The following is a 17,947-nucleotide window of genomic DNA, read 5'->3' as shown; positions in this document are numbered from 1 at the left end:
AGATGCTGGGGGAGGGGCGATTTTAAATGAGAGGAATCTGGTGTGCCTCCCTTTCGGGGGAAAGGGAGGCTGAGAAGTTAAGAGACGTGCTGCAAAAATTCCTGCAAGCGCTGGCTCGGTGGGTTCTTGATCAACACCTGCGGATCGCCATCTTCCGCAATCCGGCCTTTGTCGATAAAGATCAGGCGCGAAGCGACTTTCTCGGCAAAACCGATTTCGTGTGTCACGATCACCATCGTCATCCCTTCTTCAGCCAGATCCTGCATAACCTTCAGCACTTCATGGCGCAGTTCCGGGTCAAGAGCGGAAGTCGGTTCATCAAACAGCATCATTTTCGGCTTCACCGCCAGCGCGCGGGCGATCGCCACACGCTGCTGTTGACCACCAGAAAGTTCGGAAGGGTAGTGATGTGCACGTTCTGCCAGACCGACTTTCGCAAGCAGCTCACGCGCCAGTTTTTCCGCCTCTTCTTTGTTCGCGCCACGCACGCGTAGCGGACCAAACATCACGTTTTCCAGCGCCGTCAGATGCGGGAAGAGGTAAAACTGCTGGAACACCATACCCGCTTCCTGGCGAATCAGGCGCTCGTCAACTTTCGGATCGTTAACCTTCAAGCCATCGACAATCAGATCGCCGGAGGTGATTTCTTCCAGTTTGTTGATGCAACGCAGCAGGGTAGATTTACCGGAACCGGACGGCCCGATAATCACCACGACTTCGCCCTGGGCAATGTTCAAATCGATATTGTGCAGCACCTGGGTTGGACCAAAATGCTTGGAGACGTTTTTAAATTCAATCACAGGATTTTCATCCTTCTTTCCAGACGACGCAGAATAAAGCTCAGCACCAGGGTAATAATCAGATAGAACACCGCCACGGCGCTCCAGATCTCAAGGGCGCGGAAGTTACCGGCAATAATTTCTTGCCCCTGACGGGTCAGTTCCGCCACGCCGATAACAATAAACAGCGAGGTGTCTTTAATGCTGATGATCCACTGGTTACCCAGCGGCGGCAGCATACGACGCAGTGCCAGCGGTAAAATGACGTAGCGAATGGTTTCCCAACGTGAAAGACCGAGCGCCAGTCCTGCTTCACGAAAACCTTTGTGAATAGACAGCACCGCACCACGCGTGATTTCTGCAATGTACGCGCCGGAGTTGATCATGATGGTGACCACCGCCGCAGTAAACGGGTCGATGCGTAAGTCGTTAAACGCCATCGGCAGGGCAAAGTAGATAAACATCACCTGGACGACGATAGGTGTGCCGCGGATCACTTCAATAAAGACCAGCGCGACGTGGTTGGCTATCCAACCACCGAAGGTGCGTGCAAAACCTGCCAGCAATCCGATCACCAGGCCGCCAGCCAGACCGAGGACCGAAATCCACAGGGTCATTTTGGCACCTTCAATCAGAAGCGGAATGGCAGGCCAGATGGCACTCCAGTCAAACTGCATATGTTGTTCCTGTTACCGTGGTGTAAATAATCAAATTCAGGGTAATTAATGGCCCCGGAGCGGGTTTGCGCCCCTCACCCTAATCCTCTCCCCAGAGGGGAGAGGGGACTGCCAGTGCGCTTTACAGGCGTAGCGTTATTATTTTGGTTCAGTACCGAACCATTTTTTGTAGATTTCGTTGTAAGTTCCGTTCTCGCGCAGGGTTTTCAATGCGCCGTTGACTTTGTCACGCAGCTCATCGCTACCTTTCGGGAACGCGATACCGTATTGCTGTGCTTCCAGAGAGTCACCTACCGCTTTGAACTGACCGTTACCGGCAGTTTTGATGAAGTAAAGAATGTTTGGCGTATCGTGCAGAACGGCATCTGCGCGGTTGGTGCCCAGTTCCATATAGGCGTTATCAATGTTCGGGAACTGACGCAGATCTTTAGTTTTGATGTTTGCTTTCGCGTAATCAACGGAGCCAGTGCCGCTCTTCACAGCAACCACTTTCCCGTCGAGATCTTTCACGCTTTTCACATCGTTATTGTTAGCTTTCACCATCACTAACAGGCCGCTTTTGTAGTAGCCGTCAGAGAAATCGATCGCTTTTTTACGCTCGTCGGTAATGGTGATGCCCGCTAGCGCCAGATCGACGTTTTTGGTTTGCAGTGCCGGAATGATCCCACTGAAATCCATCGGCTTCAGTTCGTAATCCAGCTTCAGCTCTTTAGCGATGGCAGCCCACAGATCAACGTCAAAGCCCACGTATTTATCGCCCTGTTTAAATTCAAACGGAACGAAGGCGGTATCCGTCGCGACAACTAATTTTTTATCCGCGGCATGAGAAGAAACCGCAAAAGCCAGGGTCAGTGCAGCCAGTGAAACTTTTAATACAGACTTCATAGCATTTCCTTTTTTCTATCCACGGGACGATCCCCTGCGTGACATTCACATATATGAAAAAATCGTGCCAGTTTTGCAACTCATTGATTTATCGAGATGCGGTAAAAACGTGATGCACGATTTATAGGGCAATACCCTGAAGATGCACCATTCTGGGGCACCAAACTGGTGCGCTAAAATTGTGCACTCAACACAGTGATTATTTAGCGTAAAACCTGATGAAAAAACAATCTTTATGTAACGATTGTGTGATGATGTGGATACAAAAAATTTACTTTGATGGTCATGGACAGCGGATGGATGCACTAAATAAGTGCGTTGAGGCGGATTGCAAAACAAAACGGCCTCCTGTCAGGAAGCCGCTTTTATCGGGTACTAAAGTTCTCCACCATCAGCGATGGATTTATTCGATGTTAGACTCGATAAACCACAGGAATTTATCCAGGTCGCGAGACGCGGCGGTCAGGATATCTGCGGTGTCGTCATCTTTCGCTTCACCAATCGCTTTGCGTACGTCATTAGCGACGATTGCGTAACGGTCAGCCAGTTCTTTCAGGTGATCCTGAACGTTGTGGATGTCCAGCGGGTAACTTTTCAGCGGGGTTTTGCTGTTGATAACTTGAGTGGTCCCCAGAGCTACACCGCCCAGCTGCACTGCACGTTCTGCCATGGTATCCAGATGATCGATCAGTGCGGTGCGGAAGCCATCCAGCATTTCATGTACGGCAATGAAGTTAGCGCCGCGCATGTTCCAGTGCGCTTGTTTGGTAATCAAAGAAAGATCAATAAACTGGATAACCTGGCGATTCAGCAACTCTACTGTTGCTTTTTTCTCGCTGTCAGAGACATCGTTGCGGGTATAAAGCAGATTGGTCGCTTTTGATTTAACTAATTTAGCGGTACTCATAATTTCATATCCTCTTGATGTTATGTCCCAGTAATTAACGAGACTAAGTATAGCACCGGCTATGTGTTCCGCTATTCTGGCTGTTCCTATCACACTAATAGTGGTAACAAGCGTGAAAAACAAAACTAATAAAAATTCAATGAGTTAGATATATTGATAAGAACAATTCTTATTTATTGGCTCGCCAGGAATTTTCGGAATAAATATGCTTTTGCATAATTCGATATATAAAGACGGTGTGGAGGAAAAGTAGCGAGAAATTCTGCATGGTTATGCATAACCATGCAGAAATGTAAATTTAATTAATGTCTAATTCTTTTATTTTGCTCTCTTTGCGTACTGTCAGCGTAGAACCCATTGAAGCGGCGATGATAGCGCCGAGCGCCAGCAGCTGTATGGGTGTCAGTGTTTCTCCGAGGAAAATCATCCCGGAAACGGCAGCCAGCGCCGGTTCCATGCTCATCAGCGTACCAAATGTCCGCGTTGGCAAACGAGTGAGGGCAATCATTTCCAGCGAATAAGGCAGAGCGGTCGAGAGAATAGCGACCGCCAGACCCAATGGAATAACCGACCAGTGCCAGAGTGCTTCACCAGCCTGAAGCGCTCCAATTGGCACGAAAATTAACGCTGCAATCAACGAACCAATTGCCACCGTCGCAGGGCCATGTTCCGCTCCTGCGCGTTGCCCACTTAAAATGTAAATAGCCCAACAAGCCCCGGCCCCCAGTGCCAGCGCACAGCCGGTTAAATCGACATGGGAAACGTCTTGCCCCAGCGGTAGCAGGAACCACAGACCAAGAACCGCCAGCACAACCCAGACGAAATCTACCGGGCGACGAGAAGAGAACAGCGCCACCGCCAGTGGTCCGGTGAACTCCAGCGCCACCGCAATACCCAGCGGTACTGTCTGAATAGAAAGATAAAAAAGATAATTCATCCCACCCAGCGAAACGCCGTAAAACAACAGCGGTAACCGCTGCTCTTTGGCAAAGCGCAGTCGCCATGGCTTAAAGAACGCGATGAGGATCAGCGTTCCTAATGCCAGACGCAGCGCAGTGACACCCGGTGCGCCCACCAGAGGAAAAAGTGACTTAGCTAACGAGGCTCCACCCTGAATAGACGCCATGGCAACGAGCAATATGACTATTGGTAACCAGACCGGCATTTTACGTAATGAACCAGGCATCCTTTCTCCCACAAATATCTAAACCTAAGTAAAGCGTGGAGTGTACTGGATATACCCAATGCTGGTTGAGCATTTGTTGAAAAAATTTTCCCCCGTTTTGACTAAAATGCGCCAGGATTGATGGAATCATTAGTCTGGTGATTAGGAATAATCTGGATGAATGACAGGGAATACATGCGTAATACTTACGCAGTTCTCTGAAAAAGTGATTTAAATTTAGATGGATAGCGGTGTATGGAAACGTTCTGTTACATGAAATGGCCCGTTAGACATCATAAATCGCGAAGAGTTTCCCATTAATTTTTGATATATTTAAAACTTAGGACTTATTTGAATCACATTTGAGGTGGTTATGAAAAAAATTGCATGTCTTTCAGCACTGGCCGCAGTTCTGGCTTTCACCGCAGGTACTTCCGTAGCTGCGACTTCTACCGTAACTGGCGGTTACGCACAGAGCGACGCTCAGGGCCAAATGAACAAAATGGGCGGTTTCAACCTGAAATACCGCTATGAAGAAGACAACAGCCCGCTGGGTGTGATCGGTTCTTTCACTTACACCGAGAAAAGCCGTACTGCAAGCTCTGGTGACTACAACAAAAACCAGTACTACGGCATCACTGCTGGTCCGGCTTACCGCATTAACGACTGGGCAAGCATCTACGGTGTAGTGGGTGTGGGTTATGGTAAATTCCAGACCACTGAATACCCGACCTACAAACACGACACCAGCGACTACGGTTTCTCCTACGGTGCTGGTCTGCAGTTCAACCCGATGGAAAACGTTGCTCTGGACTTCTCTTACGAGCAGAGCCGTATTCGTAGCGTTGACGTAGGCACCTGGATTGCCGGTGTTGGTTACCGCTTCTAATCACTTCGGTGATATAAAAAATCCGCCTCTCGGGGCGGATTTTTTGTTTTAAGGTTTCGGGTCGAAAATATCGGTTCCGAGATGGTTGTAATCCACCTTCTGTAACTGGAAGTTGGTGATGTATATCGGCCCGGCTTTCTTCTCAGAGATAAACGGGTATTTGATGTTAATTTCCTTCGCTTTAATTCCCGTCCACTGGGAGAAAAAGCCTAAGAAGTCATTGGCAGAGCGGCGGGCTTTAATCACCCGATGCGCTTTATCGTCGCTCGAAATGACCATAAAAGGCACCTGGAAATTCTGCTGATATTTATCATCATGGGCAAGGTATTGCACGTCTTTGCCGCGCTCTTTAAAGGCCAGACCGTGGTCAGAAAAGTAAACCAGCGAGAAGCTGCTGCCGCTGTTGCGTAACTGATCGTACAGCTTACGCAGTAAATCGTCCGTTTGCGTCATGGTATAGAGATAGCACGACGTTTCTTTCGATTGCACAAAGGTTTCGTATTTGCCTTGTGTCCGGTCGCAGGCCTGCGGATGTGAGCCCATCAGATGTAAAACAATCAGCTGTGGTTGCGAGTGTTCTTGCGCCAGCACCTGCGCGGTCATATCCAGTAACGCTTCGTCTTTCGTGTTTTTATCTGCTTCAAAATTACCGTCTTTCAGGAAATACACTTCATCTGCCCGTTTGGCGATGCTGGCGATGGCGGTATCGTATTCGCCGATTTGGCCCTGATTGGAAAACCACCACGTCTGAAAGCCCGCGCGATTTGCCAGGGTGACAAAGTTATCCTGAAACTGTGGTTTGCCATCGACTACGCGATTGAGTGTTAAGCCAAGCGATTTCTGCGTGGAGCCACTGGCAGCAATGTAGTCAGCAAAAAGCAAACCGTTAACGCTGCTGGCAAACGGGGTATTATCCCAGTGACCGCCAAAGGCACCGAGGGCATCGCGACGCGCACTTTCACCGATCACCACCACATAGGTCTGATATTTCGGCTTAACGGCAGTGACCGTCCAGGTATCTTTCATTCCGGAAAGTTTTGCCATCCGTTCTTGCTCTTCAATCACCTCGTTATTATTGACGATGACATCCTTAGCAAAACGAAATACCGGATAGCCAGTATCTTTCAGTTTAAATACGCCGCCCCAGGCCAGGTTTTGCATGGGAGCAACAAAAAATGTCGCCACACTGAATACCAGACACAGGCTGTCGAAGGTATTCCAGCGCGCTTTTTCACTCTCTTTTTTCCGCCTGATTGCTATTACGCCGAGTGCAAAAATAAATAAGCCGACCAGGTAGCTATACCACGGAAAAATCGTCAGGATTTCGGTCGACTCTTCCATATTGGTGGAGTGCAATGCCAGCAAGGTATTGAAGTTAGGCGCGCCGTAGGCCTGAGCAAAAGGGAAATAACAAGCTGCCACCAGCGAACTGACACCGACCAGAACTTTTTGTACGCGAGGCAATGTTCGCCATAGCAAAAGCAAAATAGCCGTAAATGCGGCGGTGTATAGCAAACTGAAGGGGTAACCTAAGCCGAGGTTAATTAATAGCGACTGTAAAAAGTAGAACGCAGTCCACGGGCTAAATACCCGGCTACGGGTAACAAGCGATTCTTTGAGGGTTAAATTCATATGCCACTATCGTAACAAACGCCATGTGCTTACCCTGGCGTCAAGGGTCAATACCTGCAAGAGTGCGTGAAGAGGGGAAAAGGGTCCGCATCCGCGAGCCGCAATATACGCAGGGCTGCAAGAAGATAGAGCGAGCAGCCGTTCAGGTCAACTACTGACGAACAAATCTTTTGCGAAGGGGATTGCAAATCCGACAAAAAGTGGGGTTTTTCAGAGCAAAACGCGTTGTGCCTGCATAAAAGCAGGAGTGAAGCGGCGTACCGCGACGCCGCTATTTATCGGAAGGTTTATCTTGCTGCGGTTTGTTGTTGACCATATCGCACAACATAGAGAGCAGCATTAACCGTACTTTAAAGGGAGAATGACTAAACACGCGCATACACCTCTTGAACTCATTCATAAGACCTCCTGACTTGCTAATCCCGTCGATCCTTGAGGGATGATTGCATTACATACAGATATAGCACAGGCTATATTATATAGCTATTGCTAAAACGTTAATTTTTTGTACCTTCGCAACTCTGGTTTACAATGTGCGCACGAAATGAGAACGCTATGTATGCGTCACCATAATGAGGAAGCACAATGAGTCGTCGCGCAGGTACGCCAACAGCAAAAAAAGTGACGCAGTTAGTGAATGTGGAAGAGCACGTTGAAGGGTTCCGCCAGGTCAGAGAGGCACACCGGCGCGAGCTTATTGATGATTACGTTGAGCTGATTTCTGACTTGATCAGGGAAGTGGGGGAAGCTCGTCAGGTGGACATGGCTGCTCGTCTGGGCGTTTCGCAACCGACGGTGGCTAAAATGCTCAAACGACTGGCAACCATGGGGCTGATTGAAATGATCCCCTGGCGTGGCGTGTTTTTAACGGCAGAAGGAGAGAAACTGGCGCAGGAAAGCCGCGAGCGACATCAGATAGTCGAAAATTTCTTGTTAGTGTTGGGTGTCAGCCCGGAAATCGCTCGTCGCGACGCGGAAGGCATGGAGCACCATGTTAGTGAAGAGACGCTGGATGCCTTTCGTTTGTTTACCCAGAAACACGGTGCCAAATGAGCCTGCCTTTTTTACGCACGCTGCAAGGCGATCGCTTTTTTCAGTTATTAATTCTTGTTGGCATCGGATTAAGTTTTTTCGTTCCCTTTGCACCGAAATCCTGGCTTGCTGCTATCGACTGGCACACTATCATCACCCTCAGTGGCCTGATGCTGCTGACCAAAGGTGTGGAGTTAAGCGGTTATTTTGATGTGCTGGGGCGCAAAATGGTGCGCCGCTTTGCTACTGAGCGTCGGCTGGCAATGTTTATGGTGCTGGCGGCGGCGTTGCTTTCAACATTTCTGACCAACGATGTCGCGCTGTTTATTGTTGTTCCGCTGACAATCACACTAAAAAGACTGTGTGAGATCCCGGTTAATCGACTGATTATTTTTGAGGCGCTGGCAGTCAATGCGGGTTCGCTACTGACGCCGATTGGCAACCCGCAAAATATTCTTATCTGGGGTCGTTCTGGTCTTTCGTTTGCCGGGTTTATTGCCCAAATGGCACCGCTGGCTGGCGCAATGATGCTGACACTCCTGCTACTGTGCTGGTGTTGTTTCCCTGGAAAGGCGCTGCAATATCATACGGGGGCGCAAACACCTGAGTGGAAACCGCGGCTGGTGTGGAGTTGTCTGGGGCTGTATATCGTCTTTCTGACGGCGCTGGAGTTAAAACAAGCGCTGTGGGGACTGGTGATTGTAGCGGCGGGCTTTGCGCTGCTGGCTCGTCGCGTGGTGCTCAGTGTGGACTGGACGCTGCTGCTGGTATTTATGGCGATGTTTATCGACGTCCATTTACTGACCCAACTGCCAGCTTTGCAGGGGGTGTTAAGTAACGTGAGTCATTTATCCGAACCCGGATTATGGTTAACGGCAATTGGTTTATCGCAGGTGATCAGTAATGTGCCGAGCACGATTTTGCTCCTCAATTATGTGCCACCGTCTTTATTACTGGCATGGGCGGTAAACGTCGGTGGCTTTGGTTTATTACCCGGATCGCTGGCAAATTTGATTGCATTACGGATGGCGAACGATCGCCGTATCTGGTGGCGTTTTCATCTTTATTCGATACCGATGCTGTTGTGGGCGGCGCTGGTGGGATACGTTTTGTTAGTTATGTTCCCGGCCAGCTAGGTGCTGGCAAATAAAAAAGGCGGATTATGAGTCCGCCTTTTAATTTAAGTTTTGAAGATTAATTCAGACGAACCGGCATCCCGGAACGATTTTTGATAGCTTCATCCAGCACGACCTGATCCACATCAGGCTGACCAGTTACTGTCTGCACGCTCTTGGTCAGGGTAATTGGCACAATTTCCTGACCTTCAAACTGGGCTTCGGTGGTAGACAGCGGGTTATGGACTTCAATATAACGGCTGCCGTCAGGCTCGGTGGTCGCTTTTACCGGCTCATCAATGAACTGTACGCGAGTACCGACCGGCACTTTCTCGAACAGGAATTTGATGTCTTCGTTACGCAGACGCACACAACCATGACTTACACGCAGGCCGATACCGAAGTTGGCGTTGGTGCCATGGATAGCGTACAGGCGACCGATGTAGAGTGCATACAGCCCCATCGGGTTATCCGGACCTGCCGGAACGACAGCCGGAAGCGGTTCGCCCGCAGCGCGGTACTCTGCGTGCATTTTGGCGGTCGGCGTCCAGGTAGGGCCTGCTTTTTTACGCTCAACTTTGGTGGTCCAGTTGATAGGCGTGTCTTTGCCTAACTGACCAATGCCGATGGGCAGCACGATAACGGTGTTGCTGCCTTTCGGATAGTAATAGAGACGCATCTCTGCGCTGTTAATGACAATGCCTTCATGAACGGTATCCGGCAGGATCAGCTGCTGCGGAATGTTCAGTACAGTACCGCCTTTCGGCAGGAAGGTATCCACACCCGGGTTAGCTTCCATCATGTTGGAAAGACCCATCTGGTACTCGGCGGCAAAATACTCCAGCGGCTGAGTGTTACCTTCAGGAATGGTGATCACCTGATTCTGACCAACCAGGCGACTCCCGTCGGTTGGCAGAGGATAAGTTACCGCAGAGGCGGTACTGCAAAAGCCGACAACAGCGAAGGCCGCTGCGAATAATGTTTTCAATTTCATATTCATGTTAAGCGAGATTTTGTGCCTGGCAGGCCATTGGGTTGAGAATATTAGAGTATTGGAAGCGCATTATAAGTTCATTCCAGCTCACAGTGAAATCAGATGTGTACGAAATCACATTTTTTGCCTTTGGGAAGAGTGTAGACCTTAAGCGGGGGACGGGATCTTCTTTCAGACTTATGGCATAATACGCGGTTTGTCATATCTCTTTTCAGGATACGCCTGTGTTAGTTTCCAGTAACGTCACCATGCAGTTCGGCAGTAAGCCGTTGTTTGAAAACATTTCCGTCAAATTTGGCGGCGGCAACCGTTACGGCCTGATTGGCGCGAACGGTAGTGGTAAATCCACCTTTATGAAGATCCTCGGCGGCGACTTAGAGCCGACGCTGGGTAACGTTTCCCTCGATCCCAACGAGCGCATTGGTAAATTGCGTCAGGATCAGTTTGCCTTTGAAGAGTTCACCGTGCTGGATACGGTGATCATGGGGCATAAAGAGTTGTGGGAAGTGAAGCAGGAGCGCGACCGTATCTATGCTTTGCCGGAAATGAGTGAAGAAGACGGCTATAAAGTGGCCGATCTGGAAGTGAAATACGGCGAAATGGACGGTTACTCTGCGGAAGCTCGCGCCGGTGAACTGTTGCTTGGCGTGGGAATTCCAGTGGAACAGCACTACGGCCCGATGAGTGAAGTTGCTCCTGGCTGGAAGCTGCGTGTGCTGCTGGCGCAGGCGCTGTTTGCTGATCCGGACATTCTCCTGCTCGACGAACCGACCAACAACCTCGACATCGACACCATTCGTTGGCTGGAACAGGTGCTGAACGAGCGTGACAGCACCATGATCATCATCTCGCACGACCGTCACTTCCTTAACATGGTTTGTACCCACATGGCGGATCTGGATTACGGTGAACTGCGCGTTTATCCGGGCAACTACGATGAGTACATGACGGCGGCGACTCAGGCGCGTGAACGTCTGCTGGCTGATAATGCCAAGAAGAAAGCGCAGATTGCCGAGCTGCAATCTTTCGTTAGCCGCTTTAGCGCCAACGCCTCGAAATCTCGCCAGGCAACTTCGCGCGCACGCCAGATTGATAAAATCAAACTTGAAGAGGTGAAAGCCTCCAGCCGTCAGAACCCGTTCATCCGTTTTGAACAGGATAAGAAACTGTTCCGTAACGCGCTGGAAGTGGAAGGTCTGACCAAGGGGTTTGATAACGGTCCCCTGTTTAAAAATCTCAACCTGCTGCTGGAAGTGGGTGAAAAACTGGCGGTACTGGGTACCAACGGCGTCGGTAAATCAACGCTGCTGAAAACGCTGGTGGGCGATCTGCAACCGGACAGCGGCACCGTAAAATGGTCTGAAAACGCGCGCATTGGTTACTATGCTCAGGACCACGAATATGAGTTCGAAAATGATCTGACCGTATTCGAATGGATGAGTCAGTGGAAGCAGGAAGGCGATGACGAGCAGGCGGTACGCAGCATTCTCGGTCGTTTGCTGTTCAGCCAGGACGACATCAAAAAGCCAGCGAAAGTGCTTTCCGGTGGAGAAAAAGGGCGGATGCTGTTTGGTAAGTTAATGATGCAGAAGCCGAATATTCTGATCATGGACGAACCGACCAACCACCTGGATATGGAATCCATTGAGTCGCTGAACATGGCGCTGGAACTGTATCAGGGTACGCTGATCTTTGTTTCTCACGACCGTGAGTTTGTAAGCTCGCTGGCGACTCGCATTCTGGAAATCACCCCGGAACGCGTGATCGACTTTAGCGGTAATTACGAAGATTACCTGCGTAGTAAAGGGATCGAGTAAGTTATTATCAGTAGCCCTGATAGGGTCAGGGCTACTGAAACTGATGACAAATGCAAAATTGCCTGATGCGCTACGCTTATCAGGCCTGACAGTGTACCACAATATATTGAATTTTCAGGACTTTGTAGACCGGATAAGGCGTTAACGCCGCATCCGTCATGAACAAAGCGCACTTTGTCAGCAATCAGAGCAACACCGAACCTGCTTTCTTAACCTCACATCAATTCACTTCTACTAATCCATCACCTCTCAAACATCCATGCCCAGCGCGCGCTTACCGTGAATGTTCAGATCATCCAGCGTAAATCGGCCATCCCAGTTTGCTTCATAATCTTCTCGAGGGAAATCGCCCGGTGATGCCCCTTTTTCCAGTGCTTTCCTGACGTTATGCGCATAAGCCCGGTTTTTCTCACACATCGGCGCGGCAGGGATATACATCACGTTCCCCCAGCCTTGTTGATTATTTACCGGTGCGACGGAGTGGATCACGTCGCAGTGCCACCAGACGGAATCCCCCGCTGTAATAGCTGGAATGGAAGTGAGTGCTTTAATCAGTAGTGGATGCCATTTCTCTGAAATGGGCAGAACTTTGCCAGGAGCGACCCCACACAACTCATCGTCCGGTACGTCATCCAGCAGTGGGCGCAATAAAACATACGCCATCGCTTCCGGGATTGGCACCACATGCAATAATCCCTGTCCTGGTAACATATCGGAAAGCGCCGTCCAGCCTTGAAAAGTGCGGAACACCGAACATTTTGTGGTGTTATCCACCGTGTACTCTTCAACATCAGTACGGTATGCAGCATCCCACGGATCGTAATCGTCGACATTACCGTTGAAAACATGGGCAAAAACACGCTGATAAGCGGGTAATAACCAACGTTCCAGCGCCCCAGAATCAGTGTGTGCACCCAGACCTTTAGACGTCGTGCCTGGTGGGCGGCGGCGGATCCTGTCCGGATAGATCACGCTAATATCGGGATCAAACCACTGCCTGCCGTTGCTTTCAGACTTCCACAGGCGGTTAAGGAAAGATTGCACCGCCGCCATATTGTCACTTTGTCGCGCCTGCATTTGTGCCTGCGACCAGTAAATAGGGTAGATTTCAGGACGAGATGCCTCCAGCGATCCAAAGAAGCTGTCGCCGGGACCTTTATAAACATCATCAAAATGATTGGCATCAAGATAGTCAAGCATTGCGCGATCCCATGCCAGTGCCTGTTCGCGGGGGAAATGGCCTTTAATTACTGCACAGCCGCGACGTTTAATTTCATTGCGCGTGGTTTCACTCACTGTACCTGCTGCAACGTCGCTATATGGGACTTCCGGCCAAACCGGTAATCCTTGCCCTTTGAGGGCGTCTATTTCTGCTACACGTGCTTCGATTTTTGCAGAGAGTTTATCGAAGACCTGTTGTAAATCGCCGATCTGTTGTCGCAGCTCCGCTTTCATCTTACGGATAGCCGTTTTCGCATCTGTTGGCAGTGTCTCATAGGTAAAAGTCATATCAACCTCACAACTTTCGTTCGAAAGTAAAAATAGTTATGATTGATACTTTAAGTTAAAAATAAGTTAACGCAAGATGAAAATCTTGAGTAAGTGCACAAAGTGAGCAAAAAAGAGAGATGCCGGAACGATTGCTCCGGCCGGGAAAAGGTTACTTATTGAAAGGAGCGGTGTTATCCAGCACCGCCTGAATCACATTCAGCGCGCCTTCATGATTATTATCATCGGTAGCGTAACGGGAGATTTGTTTAATGTTTTCCGCAGCATTGCCCATCGCAAAGGAATAACGCGCCATTTTCAGCATCTCCGCATCGTTACCGCTGTCGCCAATCGCTACCACATTTTGCGGTGACAGATCCCAGCGTTTCAGTAACCGCGAAATACCATTCGCTTTATGCAGGCCAGGAATAATCAGGTCGATAAAGCCAAAACCACTGGTAACCGGCTTCATAATGCCGTCGAGCGCAACGTGCAGTTTGTCGACGACCAAGGGGATCTGCTCATCTGGCAGGTTGAGCGAAAATTTAAACAGCACATCGTCAATCTCCTGATAATCTTTTACAGGTTTCAGGCGATGGTAGTGTTTTGCCATCAGTGCGACGAATGCTTTGGGGGCATTTTCGCTGACATATGCACTTTGCAGACCGCAGGCGACAAAATTGAGTTGCTTATCTTTTAGCAATTCGCCAATAACAATCCGCGATTCATGTCGGGTTAATTCGCCGTGGAACAACTGCTTGCCATGTTCGTAAACCAATGCGCCGTTTTCTGCGACAAAAGAGATCTCATCCTTTAGCTCAGGAAAGAACGAAATAAGCTGGTAATACTGATTACCGCTGGCGACAACAAACTCAATGCCACGCTTTTTAAGTTACTGATATTGCACCATAAAACGCTCATTGTTGTACGTTTTGGCGTCGCTCAGAAAAGTACCGTCCATGTCTGTGACGATAACTTTTACGCTCATAGATGTGCTCCTGACAATGAATGCAAACCGCCACAGTGTAATGACAATGTGACGCGGAGCACAAATTTATTTCGGATTAAAATAATATAGATGGGATGAGTATTTTCGCCCGGCAACAACCGTTACCGGGCGAAGGAGATTACAGCATATGTTCAGTACGGGCGATGATATCGTCCTGTGCGTCTGGAGAGAGCGCAGTGAAGAAGGCGGAATAACCCGCTACGCGTACCACCAGATCGCGGTATTGATCCGGATGTTTTTTCGCTTCCAGCAGCGTTTCGCGGGAAACGATGTTGTACTGAATATGCCAGCCTTTATGCACCTCAAAGAAGGTACGTAGCAGGATCATCAGTTTCTGCTTGTCAGATTCGTTCTCCAGCGTTGCCGGATTCAGTTTCTGGTTGAGCAACACGCCGCCGAGAATCGCTGCCGTAGGCAGTTTACCCACCGAGCCAATGACCGCAGTAGGGCCAAGATGATCAGTACCGGAAGCCGGGCTTGCGCCTTCTGCCAGCGGGGTGTGGGCTTTACGCCCGTCCGGCGTTGCCATAGTTTGCGCGCCAAACGGTACGTTAGCGGAGATAGACGACGTACCCGCGTAATAGTTGCCGCCAACCGGACCACGACCGTAGCGCGGGTTATGGTACTGTTTCAGTTCGTCGATATAGGTCTGATAAGCGCGAGCCAGCAGCGTATCGACAGTATCGTCGTCGTTGCCGTACTTCGGCGCGCCGTTAATCAGCCGCTGACGCAGCTGCTCGTGAGTCAGGCCGTCGAAGTCATCCGCCAGTGCGGCAGCCAGTTGTTGCTGACCAATCGCGCCCTGTTCAAACACCAGTTTCTTCACTGCCGCCAGGCTGTTGCCGAGGTTAGCAATGCCGACCTGCAGGCCAGAAACCCAGTCATACTTCGCGCCGCCTTGTTTAATGCTTTTCGCTCGCTCAATACAGTCATCCACCAGCGCCGAGCAGAGAATATCGTGCACGTTCTCTTCCAGCATGGTGTCGACGACATATTCGATTTCGATTGATTTGCGAGTGTAATAACGGATTTGCGTATCCCACGCGTCCATCACTTCATCGAAGTTGTTGAAGTTACCCGCTGACAACGCTTTTTCTTGTGGCAGGAACACTTTGCCGCTGGTGGCATCACGACCGCCTTCCAGCGCCGCCAGCATCACGCGGGCGAAGTTGATAAAGCTCATCCCGGTGCAGCGATAGCCCCATTTGCCACCGACGGCGGTTTCGATACAGCCAATCGCCGCGTAGTCGTAAGCGTCCTGCGGTTCAATACCGAGTTTAATAAATTCCGGGATCACGATTTCGTCGTTGTTGAACGCCGGCATCCCGAAGCCGCAGCGGATCACCTGTACGCAGGCATCGAGGAAATCGTTACTCATTCCCGCGTGGTAGCGCACGCTGAGGTTAGGCTGAGTGGAACGCAGGCGGCCGCAAGATTCGAGGATTGCGTAAGAGAGTGGATTCACTGCGTCCATCGGCTGACCATCAACCAGATTTTGCCCGCCAATGGTGACGTTCTGATACAGCGGACTTCCCGCAGAGGCTTTTGAGTGCGAGCCGGAGCGGATCTTGTTCACTTCCAGCAGTTTCAGCCAGCAGCTATGCAGCATCTCGATGGCGTGTTCACGATCCAGTGTCTGGTTCAGTTCAACGTCGCGGCGATAGTACGGGTAGAGATACTGGTCCATACGACCAAACGATACTGAGTGACCGTTAGATTCGATCTGCAAAATCAACTGGATGAAGTAGCACAGTTGCAGCGCCTGCCAGAAAGTCTGCGGCGGCTGGTGGGCGATAAGGTCGCAGTTTTCGGCCATCGCCAGCAGTTCATCGCGACGGCTTTCGCGGGGTTCGGTAGCGGCCATTTCACGCGCCAGGGCAGCGAAACGTTCAATATGTTCACTGACCGCCACCAACACGATATCAATCGCTTTCAGGAATTGCTCGCCGTGCAGATCTTCCAGCACGGTCAGGTTAATACGCATGCGGCGCTCCGCCACTTTCTCGCGCAGACCATCAAGCCCTTTTTCCAGCAACAGTGGGAAATTGACCGCCAGGTGCGCATCGCCGGAGGTCATATTACCTTCCGCTTTAATGATACCGGTCGCCAGCAGGCCTTTTTGCTCATCGGTAAACATGCCATAGCAGCGATCCTGTACCGTCTGACCGCGCCACCAAGGGCACACTTCATGCAGAACGCGTTTGTTCTCTTCGCTCACCGCAAAACCTGCACCCGGACGATCCGCCAGATCATCAATCTCTTTTTCGATCCAGGAGACGGTATATTCCGGGAAGATCGGCGCGGCGCGAACTTCGCTTGCCTGGTTGCCGATGATCAACTCATCGTGCTTGATCCAAATAGTGCGATTCGCCAGGTGATGGGCCAGCGCCAGAGCGCGACGTACCGGGATCGGCTTATCGAGATGTTGTTGATACATCTCGGTATAGTGCTGCGCGCGCTCGGTACAGACCGGCGGTTTCACAATATTCACCAGCGCATTTTTGTGCGCTTTAATGCGGTCGCTGAGCGTGTCCAGTTTCAGTGTGGTCATGGTTGTTATCCTCGTAAGGTCGCGGTTAACCCTTTCTGGCAGGCATACTGCAGGGCAAAGTCGAGCAGTTCTGGCGCATCAAGCGGTTTTTCCGGGGCGTCATAGGGCAGATTAAGTAAGTGATATTTGTTGATGCCCAGCGTGTGGTAGGGCAGGAAATGAATTTCGCCGACGTGCAGCTCGTCGGCGGCAAAATCGGTAATGGCTTTCACAGAGGTTTCATCGGCATTAAAGCCCTGAATCAACGGCACGCGGATGATGATTTTTTTCCCCGCCGCTGCGAGTTTTTTCAGGTTATCCAGCACTCTGGCGGCGTTACCGTCGGTCCACTGTTTAAACGGCACGTCGGCAACGTGTTTTAAATCGGCAAGAAACAGATCGATATAGGGCAGAGAAGGGGCGATGTATTTCCACGGCACATGCAGACAGGTTTCTACCGCAGTATGAATACCGGCTTCGTGGCTGGTTTGCAGTAGCCCCATCGCCATTTCCGGCTGCATAAACGGCTCACCACCAGAAAGCGTTAAGCCGCCGCCGCTGCGATCGTAAAACGGTTTGTCGCGCAGAACGGTCGCCATGATCTCCTCAACGCTTTTCACTTCACCACACACGGTTAACGCCTGTGTCGGGCAGCAGTCGGTTAACGCCGTCAGATGCTCCGGGGTTAACTTTTCCCGATGAATAAGCAAACCATTCAGCGCGCGCTCAATCGCTTCCGGCGCGGCCTTAGCGCACAGCTCGCAGCCTTCCAGGCACAGACGTGCGTCATACAGCAGATCCTGCGTGCGGGCGCGGCTTTCCGGATTCTGACACCAGCGGCAGCCCAGTGAACAGCCTTTAAGAAAAACGACCGTGCGGATACCGGGGCCGTCATGGGTCGAGTAGCGCTGAATATTGAAAATCATAGTTGCCTCTCTGTTTCGTTCAAACATTAAAATACTTTCGAATGAAAGTTAGATTGATGTGCGTCAACTGTTCAGAGAGTTTTCCCGTGATAGTCTACATTC

Annotated in this window: 16 protein-coding genes and 1 pseudogene; 5 read left to right on the top strand and 12 right to left on the bottom strand. The window is 50.4% G+C overall.

Features of this window, described 5'->3' with window-relative positions:
• Positions 1–77 precede the first annotated feature (77 nt).
• From glnQ to rhtA, 5 genes are all read right to left on the bottom strand, one after another.
• On the bottom strand, positions 78–800 hold the full coding sequence (glnQ, locus tag BEB42_RS01800; protein WP_000569080.1) for a glutamine ABC transporter ATP-binding protein GlnQ: 723 nt from the start codon (positions 798–800) through the stop codon (positions 78–80).
• On the bottom strand, positions 797–1,456 hold the full coding sequence (gene glnP / locus BEB42_RS01795; protein WP_001159065.1) for a glutamine ABC transporter permease GlnP: 660 nt from the start codon (positions 1,454–1,456) through the stop codon (positions 797–799). Before glnP ends, glnQ begins: the two co-directional genes overlap by 4 nt.
• Positions 1,457–1,594: 138 nt before the next feature.
• The gene (glnH, locus tag BEB42_RS01790) at positions 1,595–2,341 is read right to left on the bottom strand and encodes a glutamine ABC transporter substrate-binding protein GlnH (RefSeq protein ID WP_000843866.1); all 747 of its coding nucleotides are present in this window, start codon (positions 2,339–2,341) and stop codon (positions 1,595–1,597) included.
• A gap of 403 nt (positions 2,342–2,744) precedes the next feature.
• Positions 2,745–3,248, bottom strand: coding sequence for a DNA starvation/stationary phase protection protein Dps (gene dps / locus BEB42_RS01780; protein ID WP_000100800.1), 504 nt, complete (start codon positions 3,246–3,248; stop codon positions 2,745–2,747).
• A gap of 298 nt (positions 3,249–3,546) precedes the next feature.
• Positions 3,547–4,434, bottom strand: a complete 888-nt coding sequence (gene rhtA, locus BEB42_RS01770) for a threonine/homoserine exporter RhtA (protein WP_001295297.1) — start codon at positions 4,432–4,434, stop codon at positions 3,547–3,549.
• Between the two features lie 234 nt (positions 4,435–4,668).
• Here rhtA and BEB42_RS26130 point away from each other — a divergent pair, with 234 nt between their 5' ends.
• Both BEB42_RS26130 and ompX read left to right on the top strand, forming a co-directional pair.
• Positions 4,669–4,734: a protein YliM gene (locus tag BEB42_RS26130; RefSeq protein ID WP_120795379.1), complete on the top strand. Its 66-nt coding sequence runs from the start codon at positions 4,669–4,671 to the stop codon at positions 4,732–4,734.
• Between the two features lie 52 nt (positions 4,735–4,786).
• Positions 4,787–5,302 carry an outer membrane protein OmpX gene (gene ompX / locus BEB42_RS01765; RefSeq protein ID WP_001295296.1) on the top strand — a complete coding sequence of 172 codons (516 nt, stop codon included), beginning with the start codon at positions 4,787–4,789 and terminating at the stop codon, positions 5,300–5,302.
• A gap of 48 nt (positions 5,303–5,350) precedes the next feature.
• On the opposite strand, the gene opgE is transcribed toward ompX, so the two are convergent.
• The gene (gene opgE, locus BEB42_RS01760; RefSeq protein WP_001054691.1) at positions 5,351–6,934 is read right to left on the bottom strand and encodes a phosphoethanolamine transferase; all 1,584 of its coding nucleotides are present in this window, start codon (positions 6,932–6,934) and stop codon (positions 5,351–5,353) included.
• A 271-nt stretch (positions 6,935–7,205) separates the two neighbouring features.
• Positions 7,206–7,334 carry a manganase accumulation protein MntS gene (mntS, locus tag BEB42_RS01755; protein ID WP_001001761.1) on the bottom strand — a complete coding sequence of 43 codons (129 nt, stop codon included), beginning with the start codon at positions 7,332–7,334 and terminating at the stop codon, positions 7,206–7,208.
• Between the two features lie 185 nt (positions 7,335–7,519).
• Between mntS and mntR the strand changes: the two genes are divergently transcribed.
• Both mntR and BEB42_RS01745 read left to right on the top strand, forming a co-directional pair.
• Positions 7,520–7,987 carry a manganese-binding transcriptional regulator MntR gene (gene mntR / locus BEB42_RS01750; protein ID WP_000091016.1) on the top strand — a complete coding sequence of 156 codons (468 nt, stop codon included), beginning with the start codon at positions 7,520–7,522 and terminating at the stop codon, positions 7,985–7,987.
• On the top strand, positions 7,984–9,102 hold the full coding sequence (locus BEB42_RS01745) for an anion transporter (RefSeq protein ID WP_105267125.1): 1,119 nt from the start codon (positions 7,984–7,986) through the stop codon (positions 9,100–9,102). The genes mntR and BEB42_RS01745 overlap by 4 nt, the downstream gene beginning before the upstream one ends.
• Positions 9,103–9,160: 58 nt before the next feature.
• Here the strand turns inward: BEB42_RS01745 and ldtB are convergent, their stop codons facing one another.
• Positions 9,161–10,081 carry a L,D-transpeptidase gene (ldtB, locus tag BEB42_RS01740; RefSeq protein ID WP_001056376.1) on the bottom strand — a complete coding sequence of 307 codons (921 nt, stop codon included), beginning with the start codon at positions 10,079–10,081 and terminating at the stop codon, positions 9,161–9,163.
• Between the two features lie 218 nt (positions 10,082–10,299).
• Between ldtB and BEB42_RS01735 the strand changes: the two genes are divergently transcribed.
• Positions 10,300–11,892: an ABC-F family ATPase gene (locus BEB42_RS01735; protein WP_000961458.1), complete on the top strand. Its 1,593-nt coding sequence runs from the start codon at positions 10,300–10,302 to the stop codon at positions 11,890–11,892.
• A 249-nt stretch (positions 11,893–12,141) separates the two neighbouring features.
• Here BEB42_RS01735 and BEB42_RS01725 read toward each other — a convergent pair whose 3' ends face one another.
• From BEB42_RS01725 to BEB42_RS01710, 4 genes and pseudogenes are all read right to left on the bottom strand, one after another.
• Positions 12,142–13,401 carry a DUF1479 domain-containing protein gene (locus BEB42_RS01725; RefSeq protein WP_000144776.1) on the bottom strand — a complete coding sequence of 420 codons (1,260 nt, stop codon included), beginning with the start codon at positions 13,399–13,401 and terminating at the stop codon, positions 12,142–12,144.
• Positions 13,402–13,552: 151 nt separating this feature from the next.
• Positions 13,553–14,368: pseudogene (gene ybiV / locus BEB42_RS01720) on the bottom strand (sugar-phosphatase YbiV).
• A gap of 139 nt (positions 14,369–14,507) precedes the next feature.
• The gene (locus BEB42_RS01715; RefSeq protein ID WP_000209384.1) at positions 14,508–16,940 is read right to left on the bottom strand and encodes a glycyl radical protein; all 2,433 of its coding nucleotides are present in this window, start codon (positions 16,938–16,940) and stop codon (positions 14,508–14,510) included.
• Positions 16,941–16,945: 5 nt separating this feature from the next.
• The gene (locus BEB42_RS01710) at positions 16,946–17,845 is read right to left on the bottom strand and encodes a glycyl-radical enzyme activating protein (RefSeq protein ID WP_001353332.1); all 900 of its coding nucleotides are present in this window, start codon (positions 17,843–17,845) and stop codon (positions 16,946–16,948) included.
• Positions 17,846–17,947 lie beyond the last annotated feature (102 nt).

The organism is Escherichia sp. MOD1-EC5990 (assembly GCF_002965285.1).
GTDB classification, from domain to species: Bacteria; Pseudomonadota; Gammaproteobacteria; order Enterobacterales; family Enterobacteriaceae; genus Escherichia; species Escherichia coli_F.
Note: the sequence above shows the minus strand (reverse complement) of the source record. Positions and strands in the feature narration are given on the sequence as shown.

Coding starts and splice junctions, on each gene's coding strand:
- mntS (WP_001001761.1), bottom strand. CDS start 7,334: ATGAATGAGTTCAAGAGGTGTATGCGCGTGTTTAGTCATTCTCCCTTT.
- dps (WP_000100800.1), bottom strand. CDS start 3,248: ATGAGTACCGCTAAATTAGTTAAATCAAAAGCGACCAATCTGCTTTAT.
- glnP (WP_001159065.1), bottom strand. CDS start 1,456: ATGCAGTTTGACTGGAGTGCCATCTGGCCTGCCATTCCGCTTCTGATT.
- BEB42_RS01725 (WP_000144776.1), bottom strand. CDS start 13,401: ATGACTTTTACCTATGAGACACTGCCAACAGATGCGAAAACGGCTATC.
- rhtA (WP_001295297.1), bottom strand. CDS start 4,434: ATGCCTGGTTCATTACGTAAAATGCCGGTCTGGTTACCAATAGTCATA.
- ldtB (WP_001056376.1), bottom strand. CDS start 10,081: ATGAATATGAAATTGAAAACATTATTCGCAGCGGCCTTCGCTGTTGTC.
- mntR (WP_000091016.1), top strand. CDS start 7,520: ATGAGTCGTCGCGCAGGTACGCCAACAGCAAAAAAAGTGACGCAGTTA.
- ompX (WP_001295296.1), top strand. CDS start 4,787: ATGAAAAAAATTGCATGTCTTTCAGCACTGGCCGCAGTTCTGGCTTTC.
- BEB42_RS01715 (WP_000209384.1), bottom strand. CDS start 16,940: ATGACCACACTGAAACTGGACACGCTCAGCGACCGCATTAAAGCGCAC.
- opgE (WP_001054691.1), bottom strand. CDS start 6,934: ATGAATTTAACCCTCAAAGAATCGCTTGTTACCCGTAGCCGGGTATTT.
- glnH (WP_000843866.1), bottom strand. CDS start 2,341: ATGAAGTCTGTATTAAAAGTTTCACTGGCTGCACTGACCCTGGCTTTT.
- BEB42_RS01710 (WP_001353332.1), bottom strand. CDS start 17,845: ATGATTTTCAATATTCAGCGCTACTCGACCCATGACGGCCCCGGTATC.
- BEB42_RS01745 (WP_105267125.1), top strand. CDS start 7,984: ATGAGCCTGCCTTTTTTACGCACGCTGCAAGGCGATCGCTTTTTTCAG.